General features: G+C 73.9%; 16 protein-coding genes. 5 read left to right on the forward strand and 11 right to left on the reverse strand.

What is annotated here, in order from left to right; translation table 11 throughout:
- The first annotated feature begins 36 nt into the window (after nt 1-36).
- Together treY and treZ are read left to right on the forward strand one after the other, a co-directional pair.
- Nucleotides 37-2481: a malto-oligosyltrehalose synthase gene (gene treY / locus GC157_13020; protein MBI1378387.1), complete on the forward strand. Its 2445-nt coding sequence runs from the start codon at nt 37-39 to the stop codon at nt 2479-2481.
- Nucleotides 2478-4283 carry a malto-oligosyltrehalose trehalohydrolase gene (gene treZ, locus GC157_13025; GenBank protein MBI1378388.1) on the forward strand — a complete coding sequence of 602 codons (1806 nt, stop codon included), beginning with the start codon at nt 2478-2480 and terminating at the stop codon, nt 4281-4283. Before treY ends, treZ begins: the two co-directional genes overlap by 4 nt.
- A 42-nt stretch (nt 4284-4325) precedes the next feature.
- Here the strand turns inward: treZ and GC157_13030 are convergent, their stop codons facing one another.
- From GC157_13030 to GC157_13065, 8 genes are all read right to left on the reverse strand, one after another.
- A complete protein-coding gene (locus GC157_13030) occupies nt 4326-5966 on the reverse strand; it encodes an AMP-binding protein (protein ID MBI1378389.1) in 1641 nt (546 codons plus the stop codon).
- Between the two features lie 71 nt (nt 5967-6037).
- Nucleotides 6038-7465, reverse strand: coding sequence for an aminotransferase class III-fold pyridoxal phosphate-dependent enzyme (locus GC157_13035; protein MBI1378390.1), 1428 nt, complete (start codon nt 7463-7465; stop codon nt 6038-6040).
- Between the two features lie 94 nt (nt 7466-7559).
- Nucleotides 7560-9119, reverse strand: a complete 1560-nt coding sequence (locus GC157_13040) for a glycosyl hydrolase family 18 (GenBank protein MBI1378391.1) — start codon at nt 9117-9119, stop codon at nt 7560-7562.
- A gap of 72 nt (nt 9120-9191) precedes the next feature.
- Complete coding sequence (locus GC157_13045) at nt 9192-11597, reverse strand: glycosyltransferase (GenBank protein ID MBI1378392.1); 2406 nt, start codon at nt 11595-11597, stop codon at nt 9192-9194.
- A 170-nt stretch (nt 11598-11767) separates the two neighbouring features.
- Nucleotides 11768-12160, reverse strand: coding sequence for a ketosteroid isomerase (locus tag GC157_13050; protein MBI1378393.1), 393 nt, complete (start codon nt 12158-12160; stop codon nt 11768-11770).
- A 4-nt stretch (nt 12161-12164) separates the two neighbouring features.
- Nucleotides 12165-13805: an AMP-binding protein gene (locus GC157_13055; GenBank protein ID MBI1378394.1), complete on the reverse strand. Its 1641-nt coding sequence runs from the start codon at nt 13803-13805 to the stop codon at nt 12165-12167.
- A 19-nt stretch (nt 13806-13824) separates the two neighbouring features.
- Entirely contained in the window at nt 13825-15312 is a 1488-nt protein-coding gene (locus tag GC157_13060; protein ID MBI1378395.1) for a methylmalonyl-CoA carboxyltransferase, read from the reverse strand.
- Between the two features lie 252 nt (nt 15313-15564).
- The gene (locus GC157_13065) at nt 15565-16800 is read right to left on the reverse strand and encodes an MFS transporter (GenBank protein ID MBI1378396.1); all 1236 of its coding nucleotides are present in this window, start codon (nt 16798-16800) and stop codon (nt 15565-15567) included.
- A gap of 169 nt (nt 16801-16969) precedes the next feature.
- Here GC157_13065 and GC157_13070 point away from each other — a divergent pair, with 169 nt between their 5' ends.
- Both GC157_13070 and GC157_13075 read left to right on the forward strand, forming a co-directional pair.
- The gene (locus tag GC157_13070; GenBank protein MBI1378397.1) at nt 16970-17989 is read left to right on the forward strand and encodes a PHP domain-containing protein; all 1020 of its coding nucleotides are present in this window, start codon (nt 16970-16972) and stop codon (nt 17987-17989) included.
- Between the two features lie 84 nt (nt 17990-18073).
- On the forward strand, nt 18074-19063 hold the full coding sequence (locus GC157_13075) for an MsnO8 family LLM class oxidoreductase (protein ID MBI1378398.1): 990 nt from the start codon (nt 18074-18076) through the stop codon (nt 19061-19063).
- Between the two features lie 12 nt (nt 19064-19075).
- Here GC157_13075 and GC157_13080 read toward each other — a convergent pair whose 3' ends face one another.
- The 3 genes from GC157_13080 to GC157_13090 all read right to left on the reverse strand — a co-directional run bounded on the left by GC157_13080 (nt 19076) and on the right by GC157_13090 (nt 20778).
- Entirely contained in the window at nt 19076-19291 is a 216-nt protein-coding gene (locus GC157_13080; GenBank protein MBI1378399.1) for a hypothetical protein, read from the reverse strand.
- A gap of 106 nt (nt 19292-19397) precedes the next feature.
- A complete protein-coding gene (locus GC157_13085) occupies nt 19398-19769 on the reverse strand; it encodes a DUF1232 domain-containing protein (protein MBI1378400.1) in 372 nt (123 codons plus the stop codon).
- A 106-nt stretch (nt 19770-19875) separates the two neighbouring features.
- Nucleotides 19876-20778, reverse strand: coding sequence for a diacylglycerol kinase (locus GC157_13090; protein MBI1378401.1), 903 nt, complete (start codon nt 20776-20778; stop codon nt 19876-19878).
- A 115-nt stretch (nt 20779-20893) separates the two neighbouring features.
- Between GC157_13090 and GC157_13095 the strand changes: the two genes are divergently transcribed.
- Nucleotides 20894-21289 (forward strand): glyoxalase/bleomycin resistance/dioxygenase family protein, encoded by a 396-nt coding sequence (locus tag GC157_13095; GenBank protein MBI1378402.1) that lies wholly within the window; start codon nt 20894-20896, stop codon nt 21287-21289.
- Nucleotides 21290-21540 lie beyond the last annotated feature (251 nt).

The following is a 21540-nucleotide window of genomic DNA, read 5'->3' on the forward strand; positions in this document are numbered from 1 at the left end:
CGTCCGGGACGCCGCCCGAGTCGGGGGCGAACCGCGGTGAGGCCGCCGACGTCGACCTACCGGGTGCAGCTGACCCCCGAGCGGGGGTTCGCCGCCCTCGGCGAACGGGCCGGCTACCTGCGCGAGCTCGGCGTGGGCCACGCCTACCTGTCCCCGATCCTGCAGGCGACGCCGGGATCCACGCACGGCTACGACGTCGTCGACCACGGCCACGTGAACTACGAGCTCGGCGGGGAGCCGGAGCTGCTGCGGGCGGCCGCGGCGCTGCGCGACCACGGCATCGGCGTCGTGGTCGACGTCGTCCCCAACCACATGGCGCTGCCGGTGCCCGAGCACCTCAACGCCGCGTTCTGGTCGGTGCTGCGCGACGGCGCGGACTCGGCGCACGCCGGCTGGTTCGACGTCGACTGGTCGCTCGACCAGCCCGTGTTGCTGCCCATCCTCGGCCGGCGCATCGGGGACTGCCTCGACGCCGGCGAGATCGTCCTGGAGCCGCAGGGCGGCCCGGACGGCCGGCCCGTGGTCCGCTACTACGACCACGTGCTGCCGGTGAGGACGGGCACCGAGGACCTCGACCTCGAGCAGCTCCTCGCCGAGCAGCACTACCGGCTGGCCTACTGGCGCGCGGCCGGCGACGAGCTGAACTACCGCCGCTTCTTCGACGTCGACACCCTCCTCGGGTTCCGGGTGGAGGAGCCCGAGGTCTTCGACGCCAGCCACGGCGTCCTGCTGCGGCTGCTGAGGGACGGCGTCGTGTCGGGGTTCCGGATCGACCACCCCGACGGGCTCGCCGACCCCCGCGCCTACCTGCGCAGCCTTCACGAGGCGAGCGGCGGCGCCTGGGTCGTGGTCGAGAAGATCCTCGAGGGCGACGAGGCCCTTCCCGACGACTGGGCCTGCGCCGGCACCACCGGCTACGACGCGCTGCTGCGCATCTGCGGGTTGTTCGTCGATCCCGAGGGGGCACCGGTGCTGGTCGGGGCGCTCGCCGAGCTGGCGACGCCGGGCCACCCCGCGAGCCTGAGCTGGGAGCAGGCGCAGGAGCAGGCGCGTCGCGACGTCCTCGGCGAGATGCTCTCGCCCGAGGTGGACCGGCTCGCCGCCGTCGCCTACGACGTGTGCCAGTCCGAGGTGAGGCTGCGCGACTTCTCGCGGCGGGGGCTGACCGAGGCCCTGGTGGAGCTGCTCGTCGCGATCCCCGTCTACCGGGCGTACGTCGTGCCGGGAGAGCCGCCCACCGAGGAGTCGGTGCGCATCCTCGAGGCCACGGCCGAGCGCGCGACCCGGGCCCGCCCGGAGCGCGGCCCCGAGATCGCCCTGCTCCGAGACCTCGCGCTGGGCCGGCGGGGCCGCGGCGACCGCAAGGACGAGTTCTGCCGCCGCTTCCAGCAGACGACCGGGCCGGCCGTGGCCAAGGGCGTCGAGGACACCGCGTTCTACCGCTGGTTCCCGCTCTCCGCGCTCGACGAGGTGGGCGGGGAGCCCGACCGGTTCGGCGTCAGCCCGGAGGAGTTCCACGCCTGGGCCACCGCTCGCCAGGCGCGCTGGCCCGGCGCCATGAACGCCCTGTCCACGCACGACACCAAGCGCAGCGAGGACGTCCGGGCCCGGCTCGCGGCGCTGAGCGAGGTGCCGGACCAGTGGGTCGAGGCGATGCGCTCGTGGCGGGAGCAGAGCGGGGGCCTCACCGCGCCGGACGGCGAGCTCGACGGCGCCACGGGCTGGCTGCTGTGGCAGACGCTCGTGGGCGCCTGGCCGATCGGCCCCGAGCGCCTCGCCGCGTACCTGGTGAAGGCGACGCGTGAGGCCAAGCTCCGGACCTCCTGGACGCACCCCGACGAGGAGTACGAGGCCGGGCTCACCCGATCCGTGCACGAGTTCCTGTCCGACCCCGCCATCATGACCGTGGCCCGGCAGCTCGTGGACACCCTGCATCCCGGCTTCGTCGCGAACGTGCTCGGTCAGCGGGCGGTGCACCTGCTCGCCCCGGGCGTGCCCGACGTCTACCAGGGCTGCGAGACGGTGAGCCTCCGGCTCGTGGACCCCGACAACCGGGAGCCACCCGACGACGCGCACCTGTCGGCGCTGCTCGCCCGCGCGCTCTCGGCCGTCCCGGACCCCTACGAGGACCTCGACGCCGCGAAGCTGCGGCTCACGGCGCTCGGGCTGCGCGCCCGGCGCGACCACCCGGAGCTGGTCGGCGCCGACGCCGAGCACACCCCCGTCGGCTTCGAGGGGGAGCGGGCCGAGCACGCGGTCGGGTTCGTCCGCGGGGGCGGCCTCGCCGTCACCGCGACCAGGTTGGCGCTGAGGCTGGCGGCTGCCGGCGGGTGGGACCGCGCGACCACGGCCGCCCTGCCCGACGGGACGTGGCACGACCTCCTCACCGGGCGCGAGCACACGTGCGCCGGCGGGGCCGGCGTCCCCGTGGCGGACCTGCACCGCGACTGGCCGGTGACCCTGCTGGAGCGGGTCCGATGAGCGTGCCGCCCCCGCTCCAGGTGTGGGCGCCGCGCGCGACCCGGCTGCGGGCGCTGCCCGACGGCCGGGAGCCCGACGAGCTGCGGCCGCTGCCCGAGCGCCCCGGCTGGTACGGCGGCGGGGAGGCCTGGTGGCGCCCGGGCGCCGAGTACCTGCTGGAGGTGGACGGATCCACCGTTCCCGACCCGCGGGCCCGGTTCCTCCCCCACGGGGTGCACGGCCCTGCCCGGGTCGTGGACGTGGCTGCGCTCCCCTGGACCGACGACGGGTGGCGCGGTCGCGACCTCGCCGACGGCGCGGTCGTGTACGAGCTGCACGTCGGCACTGCGACCCCCGACGGCACCCTCGACGCGGCGATCGACCTGCTCGACGACCTGGCCGCGCTGGGGATCACCCACGTCGAGCTCCTCCCCCTCGCCGCGTTCGAGGGGCCGTGGGGCTGGGGCTACGACGGGGTCGCCCTCGACGCCGTCCACGCCCACTACGGGGGCCCGGAGGCCCTCGCCCGCTTCGTCGACGCGGCGCACGCGCGAGGCCTGGCCGTGCTGCTCGACGTGGTGCACAACCATCTCGGGCCGAGCGGCAACTACTGGTCGGCGTTCGGGCCGTTCTTCACCGACGCGCACACCACGCCCTGGGGTCCTGCGGTCAACCTCGACGACCGCGGATCTGACGACGTGCGCGGGATCCTGGTCGACAGCGCCTGCGGCTGGCTGCGCGACTACCACCTCGACGGCCTGCGCCTCGACGCCGTCCACGAGCTCCGGGACCACCGAGCGCTGACCTTCCTCGAGGAGCTGGGCGAGGCCGTCGCGCGCCTGTCCGTCGAGCTGGGCCGACCGCTGACCCTCGTCGCCGAGACGGACCGCAACGACGTCCGGACCGTCGCCCCGCCGTCGCGTGGCGGCGTCGGCATGACCGCGCAGTGGGACGACGACGTGCACCACGCGCTGCACTGGCTGCTCACCGGCGAGACCTCGGGCTACTACGCGGACTTCGGCTCCTGCGCGTCCGTCGCGCACACGCTGGAGCGCGGGTTCCTGCACGACGGCAGGTGGTCGACGTTCCGCGGCCGTTCCCACGGACGACCCGTCGACTGGTCGGCCACCGACCCCTGGCGGCTCGTCGTCGCGCTCCAGACGCACGACCAGGTGGGCAACCGCGCCGCCGGGGAGCGGCTGGTGCGGCTCGCGGGCATCGACCGGGCGGCCATCGGCGCGGCCCTCCTGCTCACGCTGCCGTACACGCCGATGCTCTTCATGGGCGAGGAGTGGGGAGCCACGACACCGTGGTGCTTCTTCTCCTCGTTCACCGACCCCGAGCTGGCGCGGGCGGTCACGGAGGGACGGCGCGGGGAGTTCAGCGACCACGGCTGGGACCCGGCCGCCGTCCCCGACCCCCAGGACCCCGCCACCCGCGACCGCTCCGTTCTCGCGCGGGAGGAGCGGCTCACCGGTGAGCACGCGCGACTGCTCGACTGGTACCGCGCGCTGATCGCCCTGCGCTCGGCGCCCGACGGACCCGGATCGGCGTCCGCCTCCGCGCACGATGCGTCGTCCCAGCGGCGGGGCGCACCCGACGGACTGCACTGCGGGTGGTCCGAGGACGCCGAGGGCAGAGCCCGGTGGTTCTCCGTGCGGCGCCGGGGCTGGGCCACCGTCGCCAACCTGTCCGACGAGCCCGTCACCGTCCCGGCCGAGGGGGCGCGCTCGATCGAGCTCGACTGGCCCGCCGGCACGGCGTCGGTCGGGCCCGACGGGCTGGCGCTCCCCCCGCTGGGCGTTGCCGTCCTGCGCCGCTGACCCTCGCTCACCTGTCGCCGCGAACGCGGCTCCCCGACCTCGTCAGGCGAATCGCCGGCGCGCGACGTCGCCGAGGCCGAGCTCGGCGATCGAGTCCTCCCGCATCTCGACCTTGCGGATCTTGCCGGTGACCGTCATCGGGAACTCGTCGACGACCTTCACGTAGCGCGGGATCTTGTAGTGGGCCAGCCGGCCCTGGCAGTACTCGCGCAGCGACTCGGCCGACAGCGTCTCGACACCCGGGCGGAGGCGGACCCAGGCCATGAGCTCCTCGCCGTACTTGTCGTCCGGCACCCCGATCACCTGGGCGTCGACGATGTCCGGGTGCGTGTAGAGGAACTCCTCGATCTCGCGCGGGTACACGTTCTCGCCGCCGCGGATCACCATGTCCTTGATGCGTCCCACGATGTTGACGTAGCCGTGCTCGTCCATGACGGCGAGGTCGCCCGTGTGCATCCAGCCGTCGGCGTCGATCGCCTCCGCCGTCTTGTCCGGCTCCTCCCAGTAGCCGCGCATCACCGAGTAGCCGCGGGTGCAGAACTCCCCGGTCTCGCCGCGCTCCACCGTGCGTCCGTCGACAGGGTCGACCACCTTGATCTCGAGGTGCGGGTGCACCCGGCCGACCGTGGACGTGCGGCGGTCGAGGTCGTCGTCCGCACCGGTCTGAGTGCTCACCGGCGACGTCTCGGTCATGCCGTAGCAGATCGTCACCTCGGTCATGCCCATGTCGGCGACGACGCGCTTCATCACCTCGACCGGGCACGGCGATCCAGCCATGATCCCGGTGCGCAGGCTCGACAGGTCGTAGGAGCCGAAGTCGGGCAGGTTGAGCTCGGCGATGAACATCGTGGGCACGCCGTAGAGCGAGGTGCAGCGCTCGTCCTGCACGGCCCGCAGCGTGAGCGCCGGGTCGAAGCCGGGCGACGGCAGCACCATGGCAGCCCCGTGCGTCACGGCCCCGAGGTTGCCCATCCCCATGCCGAAGCAGTGGTAGTAGGGAACCGGGATGCAGACGCGGTCGTGCTCGGTGTAGCCGCAGCCCTCGCCCACGAAGTACCCGTTGTTGAGCAGGTTGCGGTGGCTCAGCGTCGCGCCCTTGGGGAAGCCTGTGGTGCCCGACGTGTACTGGATGTTGATCGGGTCGTCGGCAGCGAGCTCACCGGCCAGGTCGGCGAGGACGGCGCGGTCCCCGGCCCGGCCGGACGCCATGAGCGCCTCCCACTCCGGGCTGCCGAGGAACACGGTGGTCCGCAGCGCCGGACGCTCGTCCTCGACCTCGGCCACCATGGCGCGGTAGTCGCTGGTCTTGAAGTCCGGCGCGGCCACGAGCACCGAGATGCCCGACTGGTCGAGCACGTACGCCAGCTCGTGGGTGCGGTACGCCGGGTTGATGTTGACGAGGATCGCGCCGAGCTTGGCGGTGGCGAACTGGACGAAGGCCCACTCAGCGCAGTTCGGCGCCCAGATGCCGACCCGGTCACCGCGCCGCACGCCCTGCTCGTGGAGGCCGAGCGCGCACGCGTCGACCTCCTCGACCAGCGCGGAGTAGGTCCAGCGCCTGCCCGTGCTGCACTCCACCAGCGCTTCGCGGTCCGCATGCCTCGCCGCGACGCGGTCGAGGCAGGCCCCGATGGTCTCCTCGAGCAGCGGTTGATCCGTCGGCCCCTTGGCGTACGACTCCATGCTCGACTCCCGTCGTCCTGCGAACCCGGACCCTGCTCCCGCTGCTGTGCGGGTCCCTCACCGCGTCCGGGTCAGGCGCGGAGGGCCTCGGCGAGCTCGGTGAACTCGCCGACGAGCAGGGCCATGTCGTCGGCCGTGTGCGCCAGCGACACCAGCCACTGCTCGTCGAGCCCGGGCGGGGTGAGGATGCCGCGGTTGACCCCCCACAGCCAGGACAGCTCCGCGGCGCCGAAGTCGGTGCGCTTGTAGTCGCGGTAGGTGCGCACCGGCGTGGGCGACCAGGTGACCGCGCCCTTCACGCCGAAGCCCACCGTGTGCGCAGGCAGGTCGTGCGCGGCGATGACGCCGTCGATCTGCTGGAGCGCGCCCACGTTGAGGGCCTCGGCGGTCGCGAGGGCCTCCGGCGTCGCGATCTCGTCCACCGCGATGGCCGCGGCCATCACGAGCGGGTTGCCGTTGTAGGTGCCGAAGTGCGGCATGCGGCCGTCCGTCACCGTCGACATCACCTCGGCGGTGCCGCCGAACGCGGCGAGGGGCAGGCCGCCGCCGATGCTCTTGGCCAGCGCCACCAGGTCCGGACGGACGCCGAGGCGCTGCGAGGCGCCGGCGTACCCCGCGGTGAGGCCCGTCTTCACCTCGTCGAAGACGAGCAGCGCGCCGTGCGCGTCGCAGAGCGCGCGGACGCCGGCGAGGTAGCCCTCGTCCGGCACGACGATGGAGATGTTCTCGAGCACCGGCTCCATGAACACGCAGGCGATCTCGGAGCCGTGCTGGTCGAGCACCTGCTCGAGCCGGGCGAGGTCGTTGTAGGGCACCACGTGCACCGTGCCGGCCTCGACCTCGAACGGCGTCACGGGCTCCGGCGCCTCCTCGGGCCCGGCGTCGGCGACGTCCGGCTTCACCGACACCGACAGCGCGTCGTAGCCGCCGTGGTAGCCGCCCTCGATCTTCACGATCGCCTTGCGGCCGGTGAAGCCGCGGGCGACGCGGACGGCGTACATCGTGGCCTCGGTGCCGGAGTTCGCGAAGCGCAGCTGGTCGAGGCCGAAGCGGCGCTGGAAGCGCTCGGCCGCCTCGGTGGACACCGGCGACGGCGTGACGAACAGGGTGCCGGTGGTGAGCGCGCGCTCCACCGCCTCGACCACCGCGGGGTTGAGGTGCCCCACCAGCATCGCGCCGAAGCCCATCGACAGGTCGAGCAGCCGGCGGCCGTCGACGTCGGTGAGCCACGCGCCCTTGGCCGACGTGATCGCGACCGGGTACGGGTCCCAGTGCTGGAACGACGACGGCACCCCGAGCGGCAGCGGGTCGAGCGCCCGCGCGTGGTGCGCGGCAGACCCCGGCGTCGCCTTCTCGAACCGCTCCCACTCCGCCGCCAGCAGCGCGGCCACGCGGTCCGCGTCGATGGGGGCGGACGCCGCCGGCACCGTGCGGTAGGTCGCCGGGTCGTGCGGCGGCCAGGTGACCGAGACGGGGGTGGGGACGGTGGTGTCGGTCATGTCAGCCTCGATCGGTCGCGGACGTCGTCGTCCCGGGCAGCCTAGCCGGGACGACGCAGCCCGCTCGCGGCGATCGCCACGAGCCCCGGACGGCTCAGCCGCCGGGCGCGACCAGCACCCAGGGGGACCCGCCGGACACCGCGACGCCCGGCTTCTGGCCCTGGGTCCACCACTTCGCCTGGTAGGGCACGAGGCCCAGCTGCACCCGGGAGCCGGCGACGTAGGCCTGCGCCGGGTCCCACTGCGGGTACGTGCCCGGGGCGAGCGTGGGCAGCGGGGCGGGCGTGTCACCCGGCAGCACCGGGCCGAGCAGCGTCCACGGCGAGTCGTAGCTCGACGCCACCGGGGTGTCCGGCGCGAACCCGGTCGTCCAGTACCGCGCCTGGTACACCTGGTGGTGCCACACCACCTTGGTGCCGCCCGGGTAGGTGCCCAGCGGGTCCCAGATCGGGAACGGGCTGTGCGCCGGGTCGTCCACCAGCGACGACGGCGTGCTCGGAGTCGCGACAGGGGTGGCTGTCGGCGACGTGGTCGGCGCGGGCGACTGCGGGCCGAGCGGGGCGCCGTCGCTGTGGGCCGCGAGAACCGCGGCGTACGACGCGTCGCCCTGGTCGACGCCGCTGCACGAGGTCTGCACCACGCTCAGCACGGTGGGCAGCGGCGAGCGGCAGGTGCTGTCGCGGTTGAGCGACCACATCGAGAGCCGGCCCACGCCCTGGTCGCGCGCGAACTGGTTGACCGTGCCGGCGTCGGCGAGGGTGAACACCTCGGCGGGCAGGTCGTTCTGGCCGATCATCGGCGTCATGCCCACCTTGCCCCACGCCTGCGTGGCGTCGAGGTGGATGCCCACGCGGCCGTACGCCGCCGACACCTGCGTCTGGAGGGCGCGGGCGGCCTGGAGCACGAACGACGACATCGGCTGGGCCGCGGTCGGCGTGACACCGAGGTCCATGGTGAGCCCGTTCACGCCGGCGAGGTCGACGCCGGCCGACAGCATGGAGTCGACGACGGCGACGCCCTGGGTGGTGAGCCCCGAGGTCGACACCGGGAGCGTGAGCCACACCGCGAGGTCGCGGCCCTGCGCCTTCTCGTCGTCCTGGAGGCCGCGCACCGCCGTGGCGCGCCGCGCGATCGAGGCGGTGTCGTCGAGGGCCGAGCCCTCGATGTCGAGGTCGATGCTCGAGACCTGGTAGCGGTCGACGACGGCGCGGTAGGCCTCGCGCAGGGCCGGCGGCTGCGTGCACACGGTGCTCAGCTCCGAGCCGCGCTGGCCGCCGAACGACACCGCGGCGTCGCCGCCGGTGAGCCGCAGCTGCGCGAGCCGGCGGTCGAGCTCGAGCGTCGAGGCCGCCTGGTCGAGCGAGTAGGCGCCGCCCCACGACGGGGTGCACGGCGACGACGGGTCGGCCACCACGAACGACAGCACGACGTGCGACTGCGCCGGGCCGGAGGGCGTCTCGAACGCGTACGCCGGCATCGCGGTGACGTCGACGTACGCCGCGAACCCGGTGGGGCCGGGCACGACCGGCGTCGCGAACGCGGCGGACACCGCGCGGACGCCGACGAACGACACGGCCGCGACGCTGGCCACGACGACGGCGAACCGGGTCCACGAGATCCGGGTCCGGCGGGCGGACGGTGCGGTCGCGCTCATGCTGGTGCTCCAGGACGGGACGGGGCGCAGGCGCCCGAGGACACGGGACTCACGTGGGTGGGCATCGCTCGCCTACCTCTGCCGGGCTCGGGTGTCGCCGCGGCGCGGGCCGGGTGCGTGCGACACCGCGGGCGCCGAGCGGACCACCGTGTCGCCCGCGTGGTCGGGGCCGAAGTACAGGACGGACTCCCAGTCCATGGTCCGTTCGCCCTCGGGCTCGGGCGCCTTGGCCGGCGGTGCGGCGGGCACCGGCACGCGGATCCAGTGCCACGTGCCGAGCACCACGTCGACGATCGAGTTGCGCAGCCCGATGAACGCGACGATCGCGTAGATGGTGAGCACGCCGTTGAAGGTCGCGAACGCGGCGTTGCTCCAGTTCCTCGAGATCACGTCGTTGTGCAGCGTGTAGAGCGACACCGCGACGATCGCGTACGCCGCCAGCACGAACAGCGCCGGCGCCGCAGTGCGGTTGGCCACCTTCGGCGTGCGCGCGAAGGCGATCTTCGACTTCGACGCCGCCTGCTGGAGCGACTTCAGCGTCCCCGCGAGGTTGACTGCGAGCAGGATGAGGTTGAACGCGTACACGCGGAAGACGTCGGTGCGCTTGTAGCCGAGCCGGTGGAAGTCCGACGCCATCGCGATGAAGTACGGCAGCGCCGCCAGCACGATCAGCCCGCTGAGCAGCCGGCTGTCGAACGGGAACGTCAGCAGGAGCACCAGCCCCAGGCTGGCCCACGAGATCGACGCCATGTAGTTGAAGCGCAGGGCCAGCTGCGCCCGCGGCACCCGGTGCCCGGCCCGTCGTGCGGCCTTGGCGTAGCGGCGCAGCTTCGGGGCGATGAGCAGGCCGCCGTTGGCCCAGCGCGCGCGCTGGACCACGAGCGAGCCGAAGTCCGGCGGGGTCGCGCTGTAGCTCAGGCGCTCGGGGTAGTTGAAGAGCGTCCAGTCGTGCGCGACGAGGTCGATGCTCGACTCGGTGTCCTCGATCACGGTGCGGTCCTGGACGTAGCGCCGCACCTCCTCCCCCTGCACGAACGAGGTCTCCACGATGTCCTCGAGCGCGGTGCGCCGGATCACGGCGTTGGCCCCCACCCAGAACGTGGCGCCGAAGTGCGTCATCCCCTGGTGGAGGATGTGCTGCACGTCGGTGGTCGCGCCGGCGATGCGCTCCAGCCGCGTCTCGGCGCCGCGGAAGGCGGAGTACGGCGTCTGGATCACCGCGATGCGCTCGTTGCCCGGCAGCTCCATGTGGTAGACGAGCCGCAGGCAGTACTCGCGCAGCAGGATGCTGTCGGCGTCGAGCGTGAGGATGTAGTCCGAGCCGGGCACGGCGAACGAGCCGTCGACGTCGGGCTCGGTCGGGCGCAGCAGCAGCCCGATGCGGGTCTGCACCTGGCGGAACGAGCGGCCCATGAGGCCGATGTAGGCGTTGAGGTTCATCGCCTTGTTCGCGTCGTGGGGCAGGTTGGAGAACGACTTGCGCTCGAACGCCGAGACCTGCGCGGAGAAGGTCCACACCAGCCGGCGGGACAGCTGCGCCAGCCGCTCCGCGGGCACCGGGGCCCGGTCGTCCAGCGCGCCGAAGAGCGCCTTGGCGGTCACGGCGAGGTCCTCCGCGAGCCCGCCGAGCACCTCGTCGGCCATCATGTCGTCCGACGTCGATGTCCGCGGGTAGCCGGCCGCGAGCTCGCGCAGCCACTGCGCGGCGAAGCGGAAGTCCAGGGCCAGCGAGCGCACGGCCGAGGGGTCCGCCGGGCCGCCGTTGTCGGCGGCCGCCTCGTGGCCGGCCAGCGAGGCCTCGAACCTGGCCAGCGGCTCGCCCAGCAGGGCGTTGAGCTCCTCGGGGATGCGACGGCACGCCGCCAGCGACGCGGCGGCCGCCGGGTCGCCGGGGTGCGGCGGGTCGTCGAGCAGCAGCACCACGCGCAGTCCCGGGTACTCCTGGAGCGCCGCCGAGAGCAGCGTCGAGCGGACGACGTCGGGCTCCTCGCAGTACGACGGCACCAGCACGGTGAGGCTCGGCCGCGAGTTGGCCATGAACGCGTCGATCTCCGCGCGCGGCACGCGGACGTGGTTGCGCGAGCGGTACAGCGCGCCCTGGCGGGCCAGCAGGTACATGAGGGCGGAGAACGTCAGCATCGTCATGATCGCGACGTAGACGACCGTCTGCTCGAGGAACACGCTGCTGCGCGCGCCGTCGTCGACGAAGCCCGCGATCACCGTGCTCACGAGGTAGGCGAGCCAGGCGGCCACGGTGGCGGCGATGGCGAACCCGCCCAGCCACGTGGCCCGGGTCGACGCCGGCTGCTCCACCATGGGCAGCGGCTTGCGGGGCCGCTCGCCGCCCCACTGGCGGCGCCGACGGGCGGGCGCGCGGTCTCCGGAGGCGGGCAGCGGGACGACAGGGTGGGTCTGCGGCTCCGTGCTCGCCAGGTCGGGGACCTCGTCGACGTTCTCCAGGTCGTCGAGCGGGTTCACGATGCTCCTTCGTCAGCGGGGGGACTGGCGCTGCCGTAGGCATCGGCACGATCGCGGCGGGTCTTCACCCGTTCGGCGCGATGACGTCGGCCCGTCCGTGACCCCCCGCGCACGCCTCCGCCCCGGTGTGAACCAGGTCACACCGGGGCGGCGGCGGCAGGGCTCGCGGTCTAGCGGCGCATCTGCGCCGACTCCTCCGGGTCGATGTACTCGTCGAGGCGGGTGATCCGGCCGTCGGACACCTGGCAGACCACGATCGCGTGCAGCTCGATCGGGGCACCGTCGCTGCGCCGGGTGCCCCGCAGCGTGTGCGTCTGGGCGACCCCGCCGTCCCACACCCACACGCGCCGGTCGTCGTAGACGCGGTCGGCGATGATCCGGTCGATCGCCACGAGCAGCTTCTTGTTCTGCTCGACGGTGGACTCCTTGCCGTCGTGGCTGTGCCAGATGACGGCGTCGGGCGCGTAGACGTTGTCGATGTCGCTCGGGTCGCCCGCCTCCGCCGCGGCGATGATCCGGTCGAGCAGCTTCACGTACTCGTGGTCCTTCGCCGATCCCTGCATGCGCCTACCTCTTCTCTCGGGACGTGGGGGTCGTGCCTGCTCCCGCCGCGGTGCGGTCGTGGACGCCGTCCGCGGGGTCGACCGACCGGGAGACGAGCGCCTTCTGCACCCGCAGGGTCGGGGTCTTGGGCAGCTCGTCGACGAGCTGCACGTAGCGCGGGACCATGAAGGACGGCATCCGCGGCACGAGGAAGGCGACGAGGTCCTCCGGCGTCAGTCCGGACCCCGGCACCGGGACGACGGCGAGCTTGATCTCGTCCTCCGCCTCGTCGGCGGGCACCGCGACCGCGGCGCACTCCAGCACGCCCGGGTGCAGCACGGCCTCGGCCTCAACCTCGTAGGACGAGATGTTCTCGCCCCGGCGGCGGATGGTGTCCTTCATACGGTCGACGAAGACGTAGCGGCCCTGCTCGTCCACGCGGAACCCGTCGCCGGTGTGGAACCAGCCGTTGCGCCAGGCCGACGCGGTGGCCTGCGGGTTGTTGAGGTAGCCGGCGTTCATCGTCCAGGGCACCTCGGTGCGCAGGATCAGCTCGCCGACCTCGCCCGGCTCGACGTCGAGGTCGTGCTCGTCGACGACGCGCAGCGCGTAGAACGGGTAGCCCTCCCGCGCCGGGCCGCAGGTGGGGGTGTCGCCGGCGCGCCACTCGCGCAGCCACGTGGGCACGCTGATCTCGGTCATGTTGTACGCGCTCCACACCCGCGTGCCGAAGCGGGCGTTGAACTCGTCGACGGCCGGCACCACCGGCGCCATGAGCACGTTGGTGAGCGAGGTCTCGGCGTCACGCGGGCTCGGCGGCGCCGCGAGCAGGAACTGCGCCATGGCGCCGATCAGGCCGGCGTCGGACACCCCGAAGCGCTCGACCTCCTCCCAGAAGCGCGTGCCGCTGAACGCGTGCCGCACGACGACCTCGCCGCCGAGCATCGCCATCGACGCCACAGCGCCCTTGGACTGCACGTGGTTGGGCGGCCCGCAGACGTACATCACCTTGCGCTCGGAGGGCCCGTCGGCGACGCCGGCCGCCGTCAGCAGCTGCCCCGCGTGCAGCTGGCCCCACGGCATGAGCACGCCCTTGGACGGCCCGGTCGTGCCGGAGGTGTAGATCACCGACGCGACGTCCCACATCTGCGGGTCGGCGTACGGCCGCGGCGGCTCGTCCGGGACGCCGTCGAGCACGCCGGCCACGGGCAGCCGCTCGAGCGGGCCTTCGGCGTCGCCCTCCGGCGGGTCGAGCTCCACCACACGGCGCAGCGCGGGGACGCCGGGGGCCGCCTGCTGGAGCGCGGGCACGGCCGAGCCGTCGGCGAGCACGAGGGCCGCCTCGGGCACGGACAGCTGGTGGGTGAGCACCGTGCCGTGCAGCCCGACGTTGATCGGCACCTCGATCGCGCCCGCCCAGGCGATGCCGAACCAGAGCGCGTAGTTCTCCACGCGGTTGTGGGACATGGTCACCACGGTGTCCCCGGGCTCGACGCCGAGGCGCATGAGCGCGCGGGCCCAGAGCAGCGCGCGTTCGTGCAGCTGCCCGAAGGTGAGCGAGCCGCCCTCGACGTCGTGGAGGAACGGACGGTCGGGCCACTCCTGCGCACGGCGCCGCAGGATCAGCGGGAGCACGATCTCCTCGCGCTCGAACGGCGGCCTCACGCGGCCTCGCCTCCCCGGGTCACGGCCGAAGCCCCCACGTCACGCGTCCCGGCGTGCGCAGCGGGGCCGCGAGGTTCGCGAACTCGCAGAGCAGGCGCCGGGTGTCACGCGGGTCGATGAGCTGCTCGATGTCGAAGGTCTCCGCGGTCTTGAGCACTCCCGCGGTGGCCTGCACCTGCTCGGTGAGCTGCTCGAGCAGCGCCTCGCGGTCCTCCGCGGCCTCCAGCTCGGCGCGGTAGGCCGCCTCGATGCCGCCCTTGGCCGGCAGCGAGCCCCAGTCGGCCGAGGGCCAGGCGTAGCGCACCTGGAGCCGCGACTGGTTGGCGTGCCCGGCACCGCCGACGCCGAACACCTTGCGCAGGACCACCGAGCACCAGGGCACCTCGGCCTGGTGCACCGCGGAGAGCGCGCGCATCCCGTGGCGGATCGCCGAGGCACGCTCGGCGGCCTGGCCGATGAGGAAGCCGGGGTTGTCCACGAGGTGCACCACCGGCAGGTGGAACGTGTTCGCGAGGTCGACCATGCGGACCGCCTTGTCGGCCGCCGCCGAGCCCCAGCTGCCGCCGGACACGTACTGGTCGCTGGCCAGCACGGCGACGGGCCAGCCGTCGAGGCGGGCCAGCCCGGTCACCAGCGCGCGCCCGTACGCGGCGCCGATCTCGAAGAAGGAGCCGGTGTCGACGACGGACTCGATGATCGGGCGGATCCGGTACACCTGGCGGCGCTCGGCGGGCACCGCCCCGATGAGCCAGTCGTCGGCCCGGTCCGGGTCGTCGGCGACCGGCCCGCGGGGCGGCAGCTCGTGCACCGAGGACGGCAGGTAGGACAGGAAGCGGCGCGTGCTGGCGAACGCCTGCTCCTCGGAGTCGACCACGGCGTCGACGGTGCCGTTGGGGCCGTGCACGTCCGGCCCGCCGAGCTCGTCCTTGGTGACGTGCTCGCCGATGGCGGCCACCAGGGGCGGGCCGGCGGTGAAGATCTGGCTGATGCCGCGCACCATCACCGAGAAGTGGCTGGCCACCACGCGGGCCGCGCCGAACCCGGCGCACGGGCCGAGCGCGAGCGAGACGACCGGCACGGTCTCGAGGTTGGCGACCGAGATCTCCCACCCGGGCAGCGCGGGCACATAGGTGCGGCCCATGTCGACCAGGCTGCGGATGCTGCCGCCGCCTCCCGTGCCGTCGATCAGGCGCACGAGCGGCACCCGCAGCTCCTGCGCCATCTGCTCGGAGTAGACCTGCTTGCGGATGATGAAGGCGTCCGACGCCCCGCCCCGCACGGTGAAGTCGTCGCCGCCCACCACCACGACGCGGCCGTCGATGCGCCCGCGGCCCATGACGAAGTTGGTGGGCTGGAACTCCTCGCCCCCGTCGGGAGTGGTCACCCGCTTGCCGGTGAGCGTCCCGATCTCGTGGAACGACCCGGGGTCGAGCAGGGCGTCGATGCGCTGCCGCACGTCGAGCTTGCCGGCGTCGTGCTGACGGGCGAGCTTCTCCGGGCCGCCCATACGGCGCCCCGCCTGCTCGCGCGCGCGGATCTCGTCGACCGCGTCCTGCCAGTCGCTCACCGCCCCGGCACCCCCGTGGTCGGCCGCGGTGCGGCACCGGGAGCGCGGCGGAGCATGCGATGACACCTCGCTGTGCCGTGACGTGACGGCGCTCCCCCGCGGGGAGCGCCCGGGGCGGCAACCACGCGCCACCCGCTTCGTACTTCGGTAAGCGAAGTTAGTCGACGCTCAGGAGGTGCGCAAGGACTCCGGTCACACCGTCTCGGCGGGGGCGTGGGCGATGTGCGCGAGCTGGCGCCACACGAGCGCGAGCGTGAGGCCGGAGCCCACGAACGCGAACCAGAAGGGCGCGGTCAGCCCCCAGGTGCTCGCCAGCCAGCCGCCGATCGCCTGCCCGATCACGAGCCCGCCGAACAGGCCGACCATGTACACGCTCGCGACCCGGCCCTGGAGCTCGGTGGGCACCACCCGCTGGCGCACCGTCTGCGACACCGTGCCCCACACGAACGCGTAGGCGCCGAACACGACCATGATCGCGATCGCCACGGCACCGGACGTGGTGAGCGCGAGGGACAGGTGCGTGAGCACCTCCAGCAGCAGGCAGACGCGCATGACCGTCGCCAGCGCCACGTGCCGCTCGATCCAGCCGTACGACGACGTGCCCGCGATGCCGCCGACGGCGGCCGCCGTGGTGAGCAGGCCGAACCCGATCTCGCCCATGTGCAGGTGGTCGAGCGAGTAGAGCACCAGCACCGACCACGCGGCGCCCCAGGTGATGTTGAAGACCAGGATCACCAGGGCGAGGGTGCGCACCGCTGCGTGGTGCAGCAGCCAGCGCACGCCCTCCGCGATGTCGCGCAGCACGTGGGACTGGGAGGTGTCGCGCACCGCGCCGGGCGGCGTCACGATCCGCGACACGAGCAGCACCGCGAGGGACACGCACACCACCTGCGTGACGAACGGCCACACCATCCCGGCGGCGAACAGGAACGCGCCCACGGGCGGGCCGACGATCTGGTTGGCCACCAGGAAGCTGCCCTGGAAGCGGGCGTTGCCCACACCGAGGTCCGCCGGCTTCACCAGCATCGGCAGCAGGGTGGACGACGTCGTGTCCGCGAACACCTCGGCGACGCCGAGCAGCAGCATCGCGACGAGCACCACCGTGATGTCGACCCGGTCGGTGAGGATCGCGCCGCACAGCACCGCGACCACGACGGCGCGCGAGCCGTCAGCGACCATCACGAGCAGCCGGCGGTCGACCCGGTCCGCGATGGCGCCGGCGTAGAGGCCGAGGAGGAGCCACGGCAGCCGCTGGAGCAGGCCCGCCATCGCGACGAGGAACGCGTCGTGGGTCTGCGAGGCGACCAGCAGCGGGCCGGCCGCCAGCGCGATGCCGTCGCCGAGGTTCGCGACCGTGTTCGAGGAGAGCAGCCACCGGAAGCTCGACCCCATCCGCGGGGGTGCGACCCGGTCGACGAGCGTGCTCACGAGGACGGGAGGCTACGCCCCGGCCCGCACACACGTCGCCCGTGTTGCGGCTGGGCGGACGGCGGGGCGCCGGGCTCCGCACGCGCGTCGCCGACGTCGCACGGCGCCGAGGTCCGGCCGCCGGGCGCACCGCCTGCGGCCGAGCACAGCTGCGACGTACTGTCCCGGCATGGACCCGGTCGCGGCGCTGCGTCGTGCGGCGTTCCTGCTCGAGCGGGAGAACGCCGAGTCCTACCGCGTGCAGGCCTACCGCAAGGCGGCGGCCGCGCTCGAGACGGTCGGCGCCGAGGAGGTGCGCCGGCGCATCGCCCACGGCACGCTCACCGAGCTGCCCGGGGTGGGCCCGAAGACCGCGGCCGTGGCGGCCGAGGCCGTGGACGGCGCGACGCCGGCGTACATCCTCGACCTCGAGGCCCGGCCCGGGCCCGCCGACTCCCTCGACGACGCCGGTCGCGCGTTCCTCGCGGCGGTCCGGGGCGACTGCCACACCCACAGCGACTGGAGCGACGGCGGCAGCCCGCCGCAGGAGATGGCCGAGGCGTGCGCGGCGCTCGGTCACGAGTGGACCGTGCTCACCGACCACAGCCCGCGCCTCACCGTGGCCCGAGGGCTCACCCGAGAGCGGCTCGAGCGCCAGCTCGACCTCGTGGAGCGGATCAACGCCGAGCTCGCCCCCTTCCGCTACCTCACCGGCATCGAGGTCGACATCAACGAGGACGGCACCCTCGACCAGGACGACGACCTGCTGGCCCGGCTCGACGTCGTCGTGGCCAGCGTGCACTCCAAGCTGCGCTCCCCCTCGGAACCGATGACGCGCCGGATGGTCGCGGCGATCGCGAACCCGCACGTCGACGTGCTCGGCCACTGCACCGGCCGGATGGTCGCGGGCAGCCGGAAGCGGCCCGAGTCGGAGTTCGACGTCGACATCGTCATCGAGGCCTGCCGCCGGTTCGACGTCGCGCTCGAGATCAACAGCCGCCCCGAGCGGCTCGACCCGCCGCGGCGGATCCTGCGCGCCGCCGTCGAGGCGGACCTGCTGCTCGCGCTCGACACCGACGCGCACGCGCCCGGCCAGCTCGACTGGCAGGCCAACGGCGTGGCGCGCGCCGTGGAGTGCGGCGTCGACCCCGACCGCGTGGTGACCACCTGGGACGTCGACCGGCTCCTGGCGTGGACCGCGTCACGCTGACGCGGCGGGGCACCGCCGTCGCGGAAGGAAGCCGGCGGTGCGACGGTTGGTGCCTGTGACACCGGCGCCGACCCCGGAGGAGCCATGACCGTCCCGCTGTCGATCCTCGACCTCGCCCCCGTCGCCCCCGGGCAGGCGGTGGGCGACAGCCTCGCGCGCAGCGTGGAGCTGGCCCGGGCGGCGGAGGCCGCCGGCTACCGGCGGGTCTGGTACGCCGAGCACCACAACATGCCGCGGATCGCGTCCGCCGCCACGAGCGTGCTCATCGCGCACGTCGCCGCGCACACCTCGACGATCCGCCTGGGCGCAGGCGGCGTCATGCTGCCCAACCACTCGCCGCTCACGATCGCCGAGCAGTTCGGCACGCTGGAGTCGCTGCACCCCGGCCGCATCGACCTCGGCCTCGGCCGCGCGCCCGGGTCCGACCAGGCCACGACGTACGCGCTGCGCCGCGACCCGCGCTCGGCCGAGCAGTTCCCGCAGGACGTGCAGGAGCTCCAGGCGTTCCTCGGCGACGAGACGCTGGTGCCCGGCGTGTACGCCACGCCTGGTCGCGGCACCCGCGTGCCGCTCTACGTCCTCGGCTCGTCGATGTTCGGGGCGCAGCTGGCAGCCTTGCTCGGTCTGCCCTACGCCTTCGCCTCGCACTTCGCGCCGGAGCTGCTCGAGCCCGCGGTGGCGCTCTACCGGCGCGAGTTCCGCCCGTCGGCGCAGCTGGCCGAGCCCTACGTGATCGCGGGGGTCAACGTGGTGGCCGCGCAGGACGCCGACGACGCGCACGCCCAGCTGCACCAGACCCTGCTGCTGCGGGTGCGCGCCTTCCTCGGCCGGGGCCAGCGCTGGACCGACGAGGAGGCCGAGGCCGTGCTCGCCTCCCCGCAGGGGCGCCAGATCGCGCACATGCTCACCTACGCGGCCGTGGGCACGCCCGGCGAGGTGGTCGACTACCTCGAGGGGTTCACCAAGACCGCCGACGCCGACGAGCTCATCACGGCGCACCAGTCGCCTGATGCGGACGCACGGCTGCGCTCGGTGCGCCTGCTCGCGGACGCCGCGGGGCTCCGCGCGGCGTGAGGCCGCGCGCGGTCACAGCCGCGAGTTGAGGTACTCCGGGCCGTCTCCGTCGGAGACGCGGTCGAAGCTGCCGGCCATCCGCTCGTCGTCCAGCGCGGGCGCGCCCGACACGGTCTGGGCCACGACGCCGACGACGTGGTGCGCCACGGCCGTGGCGACGACGCTGCCGAGCAGCGCGATGCGCACGAGCCGGCGACCCTGCGCGACGGCGACGACGGGGATCGTCATGGCGCCTCCTCACGGTGGCGGGGACGTGTCCCCTACGTGATCGGCACGCCGGACGCCGGACTGAGGCCTTCGGCCGCTCGGATCGCCGGAACGGCGGTGCCCGGCGTCAGCCCGAGAGGACGTCGCCCCGCACGACGCGGGGGTCGTCGGCGCGCAGTCGGCCGGTCTCCCACTCGCGGTAGTCGGTGGTGGCCCGCAGCAGGCTCGCGACCAGCCACGCCGCGACGGCGGCGTCGTCGAGCAGGCCCGGGATGGTGAGCACGGCCTCCGGCAGCAGGTCGACCGGCGAGACCACGTAGAGCACGGCCAGCACCATGAGGAGCAGCCGGCGCTTGCTCAGACCGTCGTAGCGGCCGCTCAGCACGTCGCGCACGAGGCGCGGCAGCGAGGCCAGCCGTGCGCCGACTCCGCTGGGACCCTCGTCCATCGCCGCGGCCGCGGCCGCCGCTGCGGCCGCCCTGCGTCCCCTGCTCGCCATGACGTCCCCCTCCCGTGGGTGCTCCGATCCGACGCCGGAGCCGGGCCCGTGGTTCCCGGGCCGCCCCGCGCCCACACCGGCCGGCGGCGTCGGGACCTCCCGTCGCTCAGGAGCCGTCCGGCTCCGGTGCGCACACCTCGAGGCAGCTCGGCCGGACGCCGAACCGCACCGAGCGCCGGTCGTCCACGAGGTCGCCGTCGACCTCCGCGGGCAGCGGTCGCGGCCAGGTGACGCGCAGGTCGCGCGCCCGCAGCACGCGCATCGACGTCGCCTCCGGGCGGCTGCCCCGCAGCACCGAGGTGCCCAGCCGCAGCCAGTCGCGCACCGTGCGCGCGGTCAGCACGGCCACGTGCATGCGGCCGTCGGAGGCGTCGGCGTCCGGCAGCAGCTCGAGGCCACCGGTGAGGGTGCCCACGTTGCCGACCACGACGCCCACGGCGCGCATGCTGTGCCGCGCGCCGTCGGCCTCCAGCCGCACCCGGTGCGCCCGGGCCCGGCGCACCGCCCGGGCACCGGCCACGGCGTAGGCGGCCCAGCCGGCGAGGTCCTTGAGGTCGTCCGAGGTCTCCTCGAACATCAGCGCGTCGAGGCCGGTGCCCGCCATCACCACGTACGCCGTGCCGTCGAGCTCGAGGACGTCGATCGCCCGGTGCGGCCCGGCGGCGAGCAGCTCCACCGCCGGCCCGAGGTCGAGCGGGACGTCGAGGTTGCGGGCCAGCAGGTTGCCAGTGCCCGCGGGCAGCAGCCCCAGGACGGCGTCGAGCTCGCAGAGCACCGCGGCGCAGGCGCGCACCGTGCCGTCGCCGCCCTGCGCGACCACGAGGTCCGCGCCGTCGGCGACGGCCTGCTTGGCCATGCCCTCGCCCGGGTCGTCCTGCGTCGTCTCGTACCAGCGTGGCGCGGGCAGGCCGTGACGCTCGAAGAGGGTCTCGACCTCGGCCCGGTTGCCGCCGGCGTCCACCTTGGTCGGGTTGACGACGATCGCCACGGAGCTCCACGGGCTGGGCATGGGTCACCTGCGGTCTCGTCGGGGTCTGGGGCGGCCGCTGACTACCCCGGTGCCGCTGCCCGGAAACCCTCGCGATCACGGCCTCGCGGGCTGCCGGTGCGCCTAGGGTGCGCACGTGGCGCGGGTGCGGTCGGTGGGCGTGGCGGTGTACGCGCTGGACGTGGACCGGGTGGCGGCGTTCTACGCCGCGGTTCTCGGCCTCGAGGTGGCCGAGCGCGCCGAGGGGTACGCGGTGGTGCGGGGCGAGCAGTGCGAGGTGGCCGTGGTCGCCATCCCGGCCGCGATCGCCGCCGGCATCGAGATCGCCGACCCGCCCGAGGTGCGCGAGTCGACACCGCTCAAGCCCGTGCTGCTCGTGCCATCGCTCGACGCCGCCGACCTCGTCGTGCGCGCCGGCGGTGCGCTCGCGCCGGGTGCGCGCCCCTGGGAGTTCGGCGGCCTGCGTCGCCTCGACGTCGTGGACCCCGAGGGCAACGTCGTGCAGCTCGCCGAGGTCGCGGCCGCGGACTGATCGGCACCGTCACGGCACCGCCGGGATGCGCATCCCGGCGTCCACAGCCTGTGGACAGCGGATCGGTGAAATCCCTTGGAAATACTGGGGATTAGGGGTTGTGGCTGTCGGTGGTCTCGGGTAGCATTCCTACATCCATCCGAAACCAGCCGGACCCGTAGGAGGTGCCCGATGACCGCCGTCGACGACCGGGACACCACCCCCTCGTTCGGCCCGGTGGGCCTCGGGTTCCACCCGGACTGGGACGTGCA

The sequence above is a fragment of the Frankiales bacterium genome, assembly GCA_016125335.1.
In the GTDB taxonomy this organism is placed as follows: domain Bacteria; phylum Actinomycetota; class Actinomycetes; order S36-B12; family CAIYMF01; genus Longivirga.

Excerpts from the sequence above, each read along its gene's own strand:
- treZ (MBI1378388.1), top strand. The coding sequence starts at position 2,478 with ATGAGCGTGCCGCCCCCGCTCCAGGTGTGGGCGCCGCGCGCGACCCGG.
- GC157_13030 (MBI1378389.1), bottom strand. The coding sequence starts at position 5,966 with ATGGAGTCGTACGCCAAGGGGCCGACGGATCAACCGCTGCTCGAGGAG.
- GC157_13035 (MBI1378390.1), bottom strand. The coding sequence starts at position 7,465 with ATGACCGACACCACCGTCCCCACCCCCGTCTCGGTCACCTGGCCGCCG.
- GC157_13040 (MBI1378391.1), bottom strand. The coding sequence starts at position 9,119 with ATGAGCGCGACCGCACCGTCCGCCCGCCGGACCCGGATCTCGTGGACC.
- GC157_13050 (MBI1378393.1), bottom strand. The coding sequence starts at position 12,160 with ATGCAGGGATCGGCGAAGGACCACGAGTACGTGAAGCTGCTCGACCGG.
- GC157_13060 (MBI1378395.1), bottom strand. The coding sequence starts at position 15,312 with ATGGGCGGCCCGGAGAAGCTCGCCCGTCAGCACGACGCCGGCAAGCTC.
- GC157_13070 (MBI1378397.1), top strand. The coding sequence starts at position 16,970 with ATGGACCCGGTCGCGGCGCTGCGTCGTGCGGCGTTCCTGCTCGAGCGG.
- GC157_13075 (MBI1378398.1), top strand. The coding sequence starts at position 18,074 with ATGACCGTCCCGCTGTCGATCCTCGACCTCGCCCCCGTCGCCCCCGGG.
- GC157_13080 (MBI1378399.1), bottom strand. The coding sequence starts at position 19,291 with ATGACGATCCCCGTCGTCGCCGTCGCGCAGGGTCGCCGGCTCGTGCGC.
- GC157_13085 (MBI1378400.1), bottom strand. The coding sequence starts at position 19,769 with ATGGCGAGCAGGGGACGCAGGGCGGCCGCAGCGGCGGCCGCGGCCGCG.
- GC157_13090 (MBI1378401.1), bottom strand. The coding sequence starts at position 20,778 with ATGCCCAGCCCGTGGAGCTCCGTGGCGATCGTCGTCAACCCGACCAAG.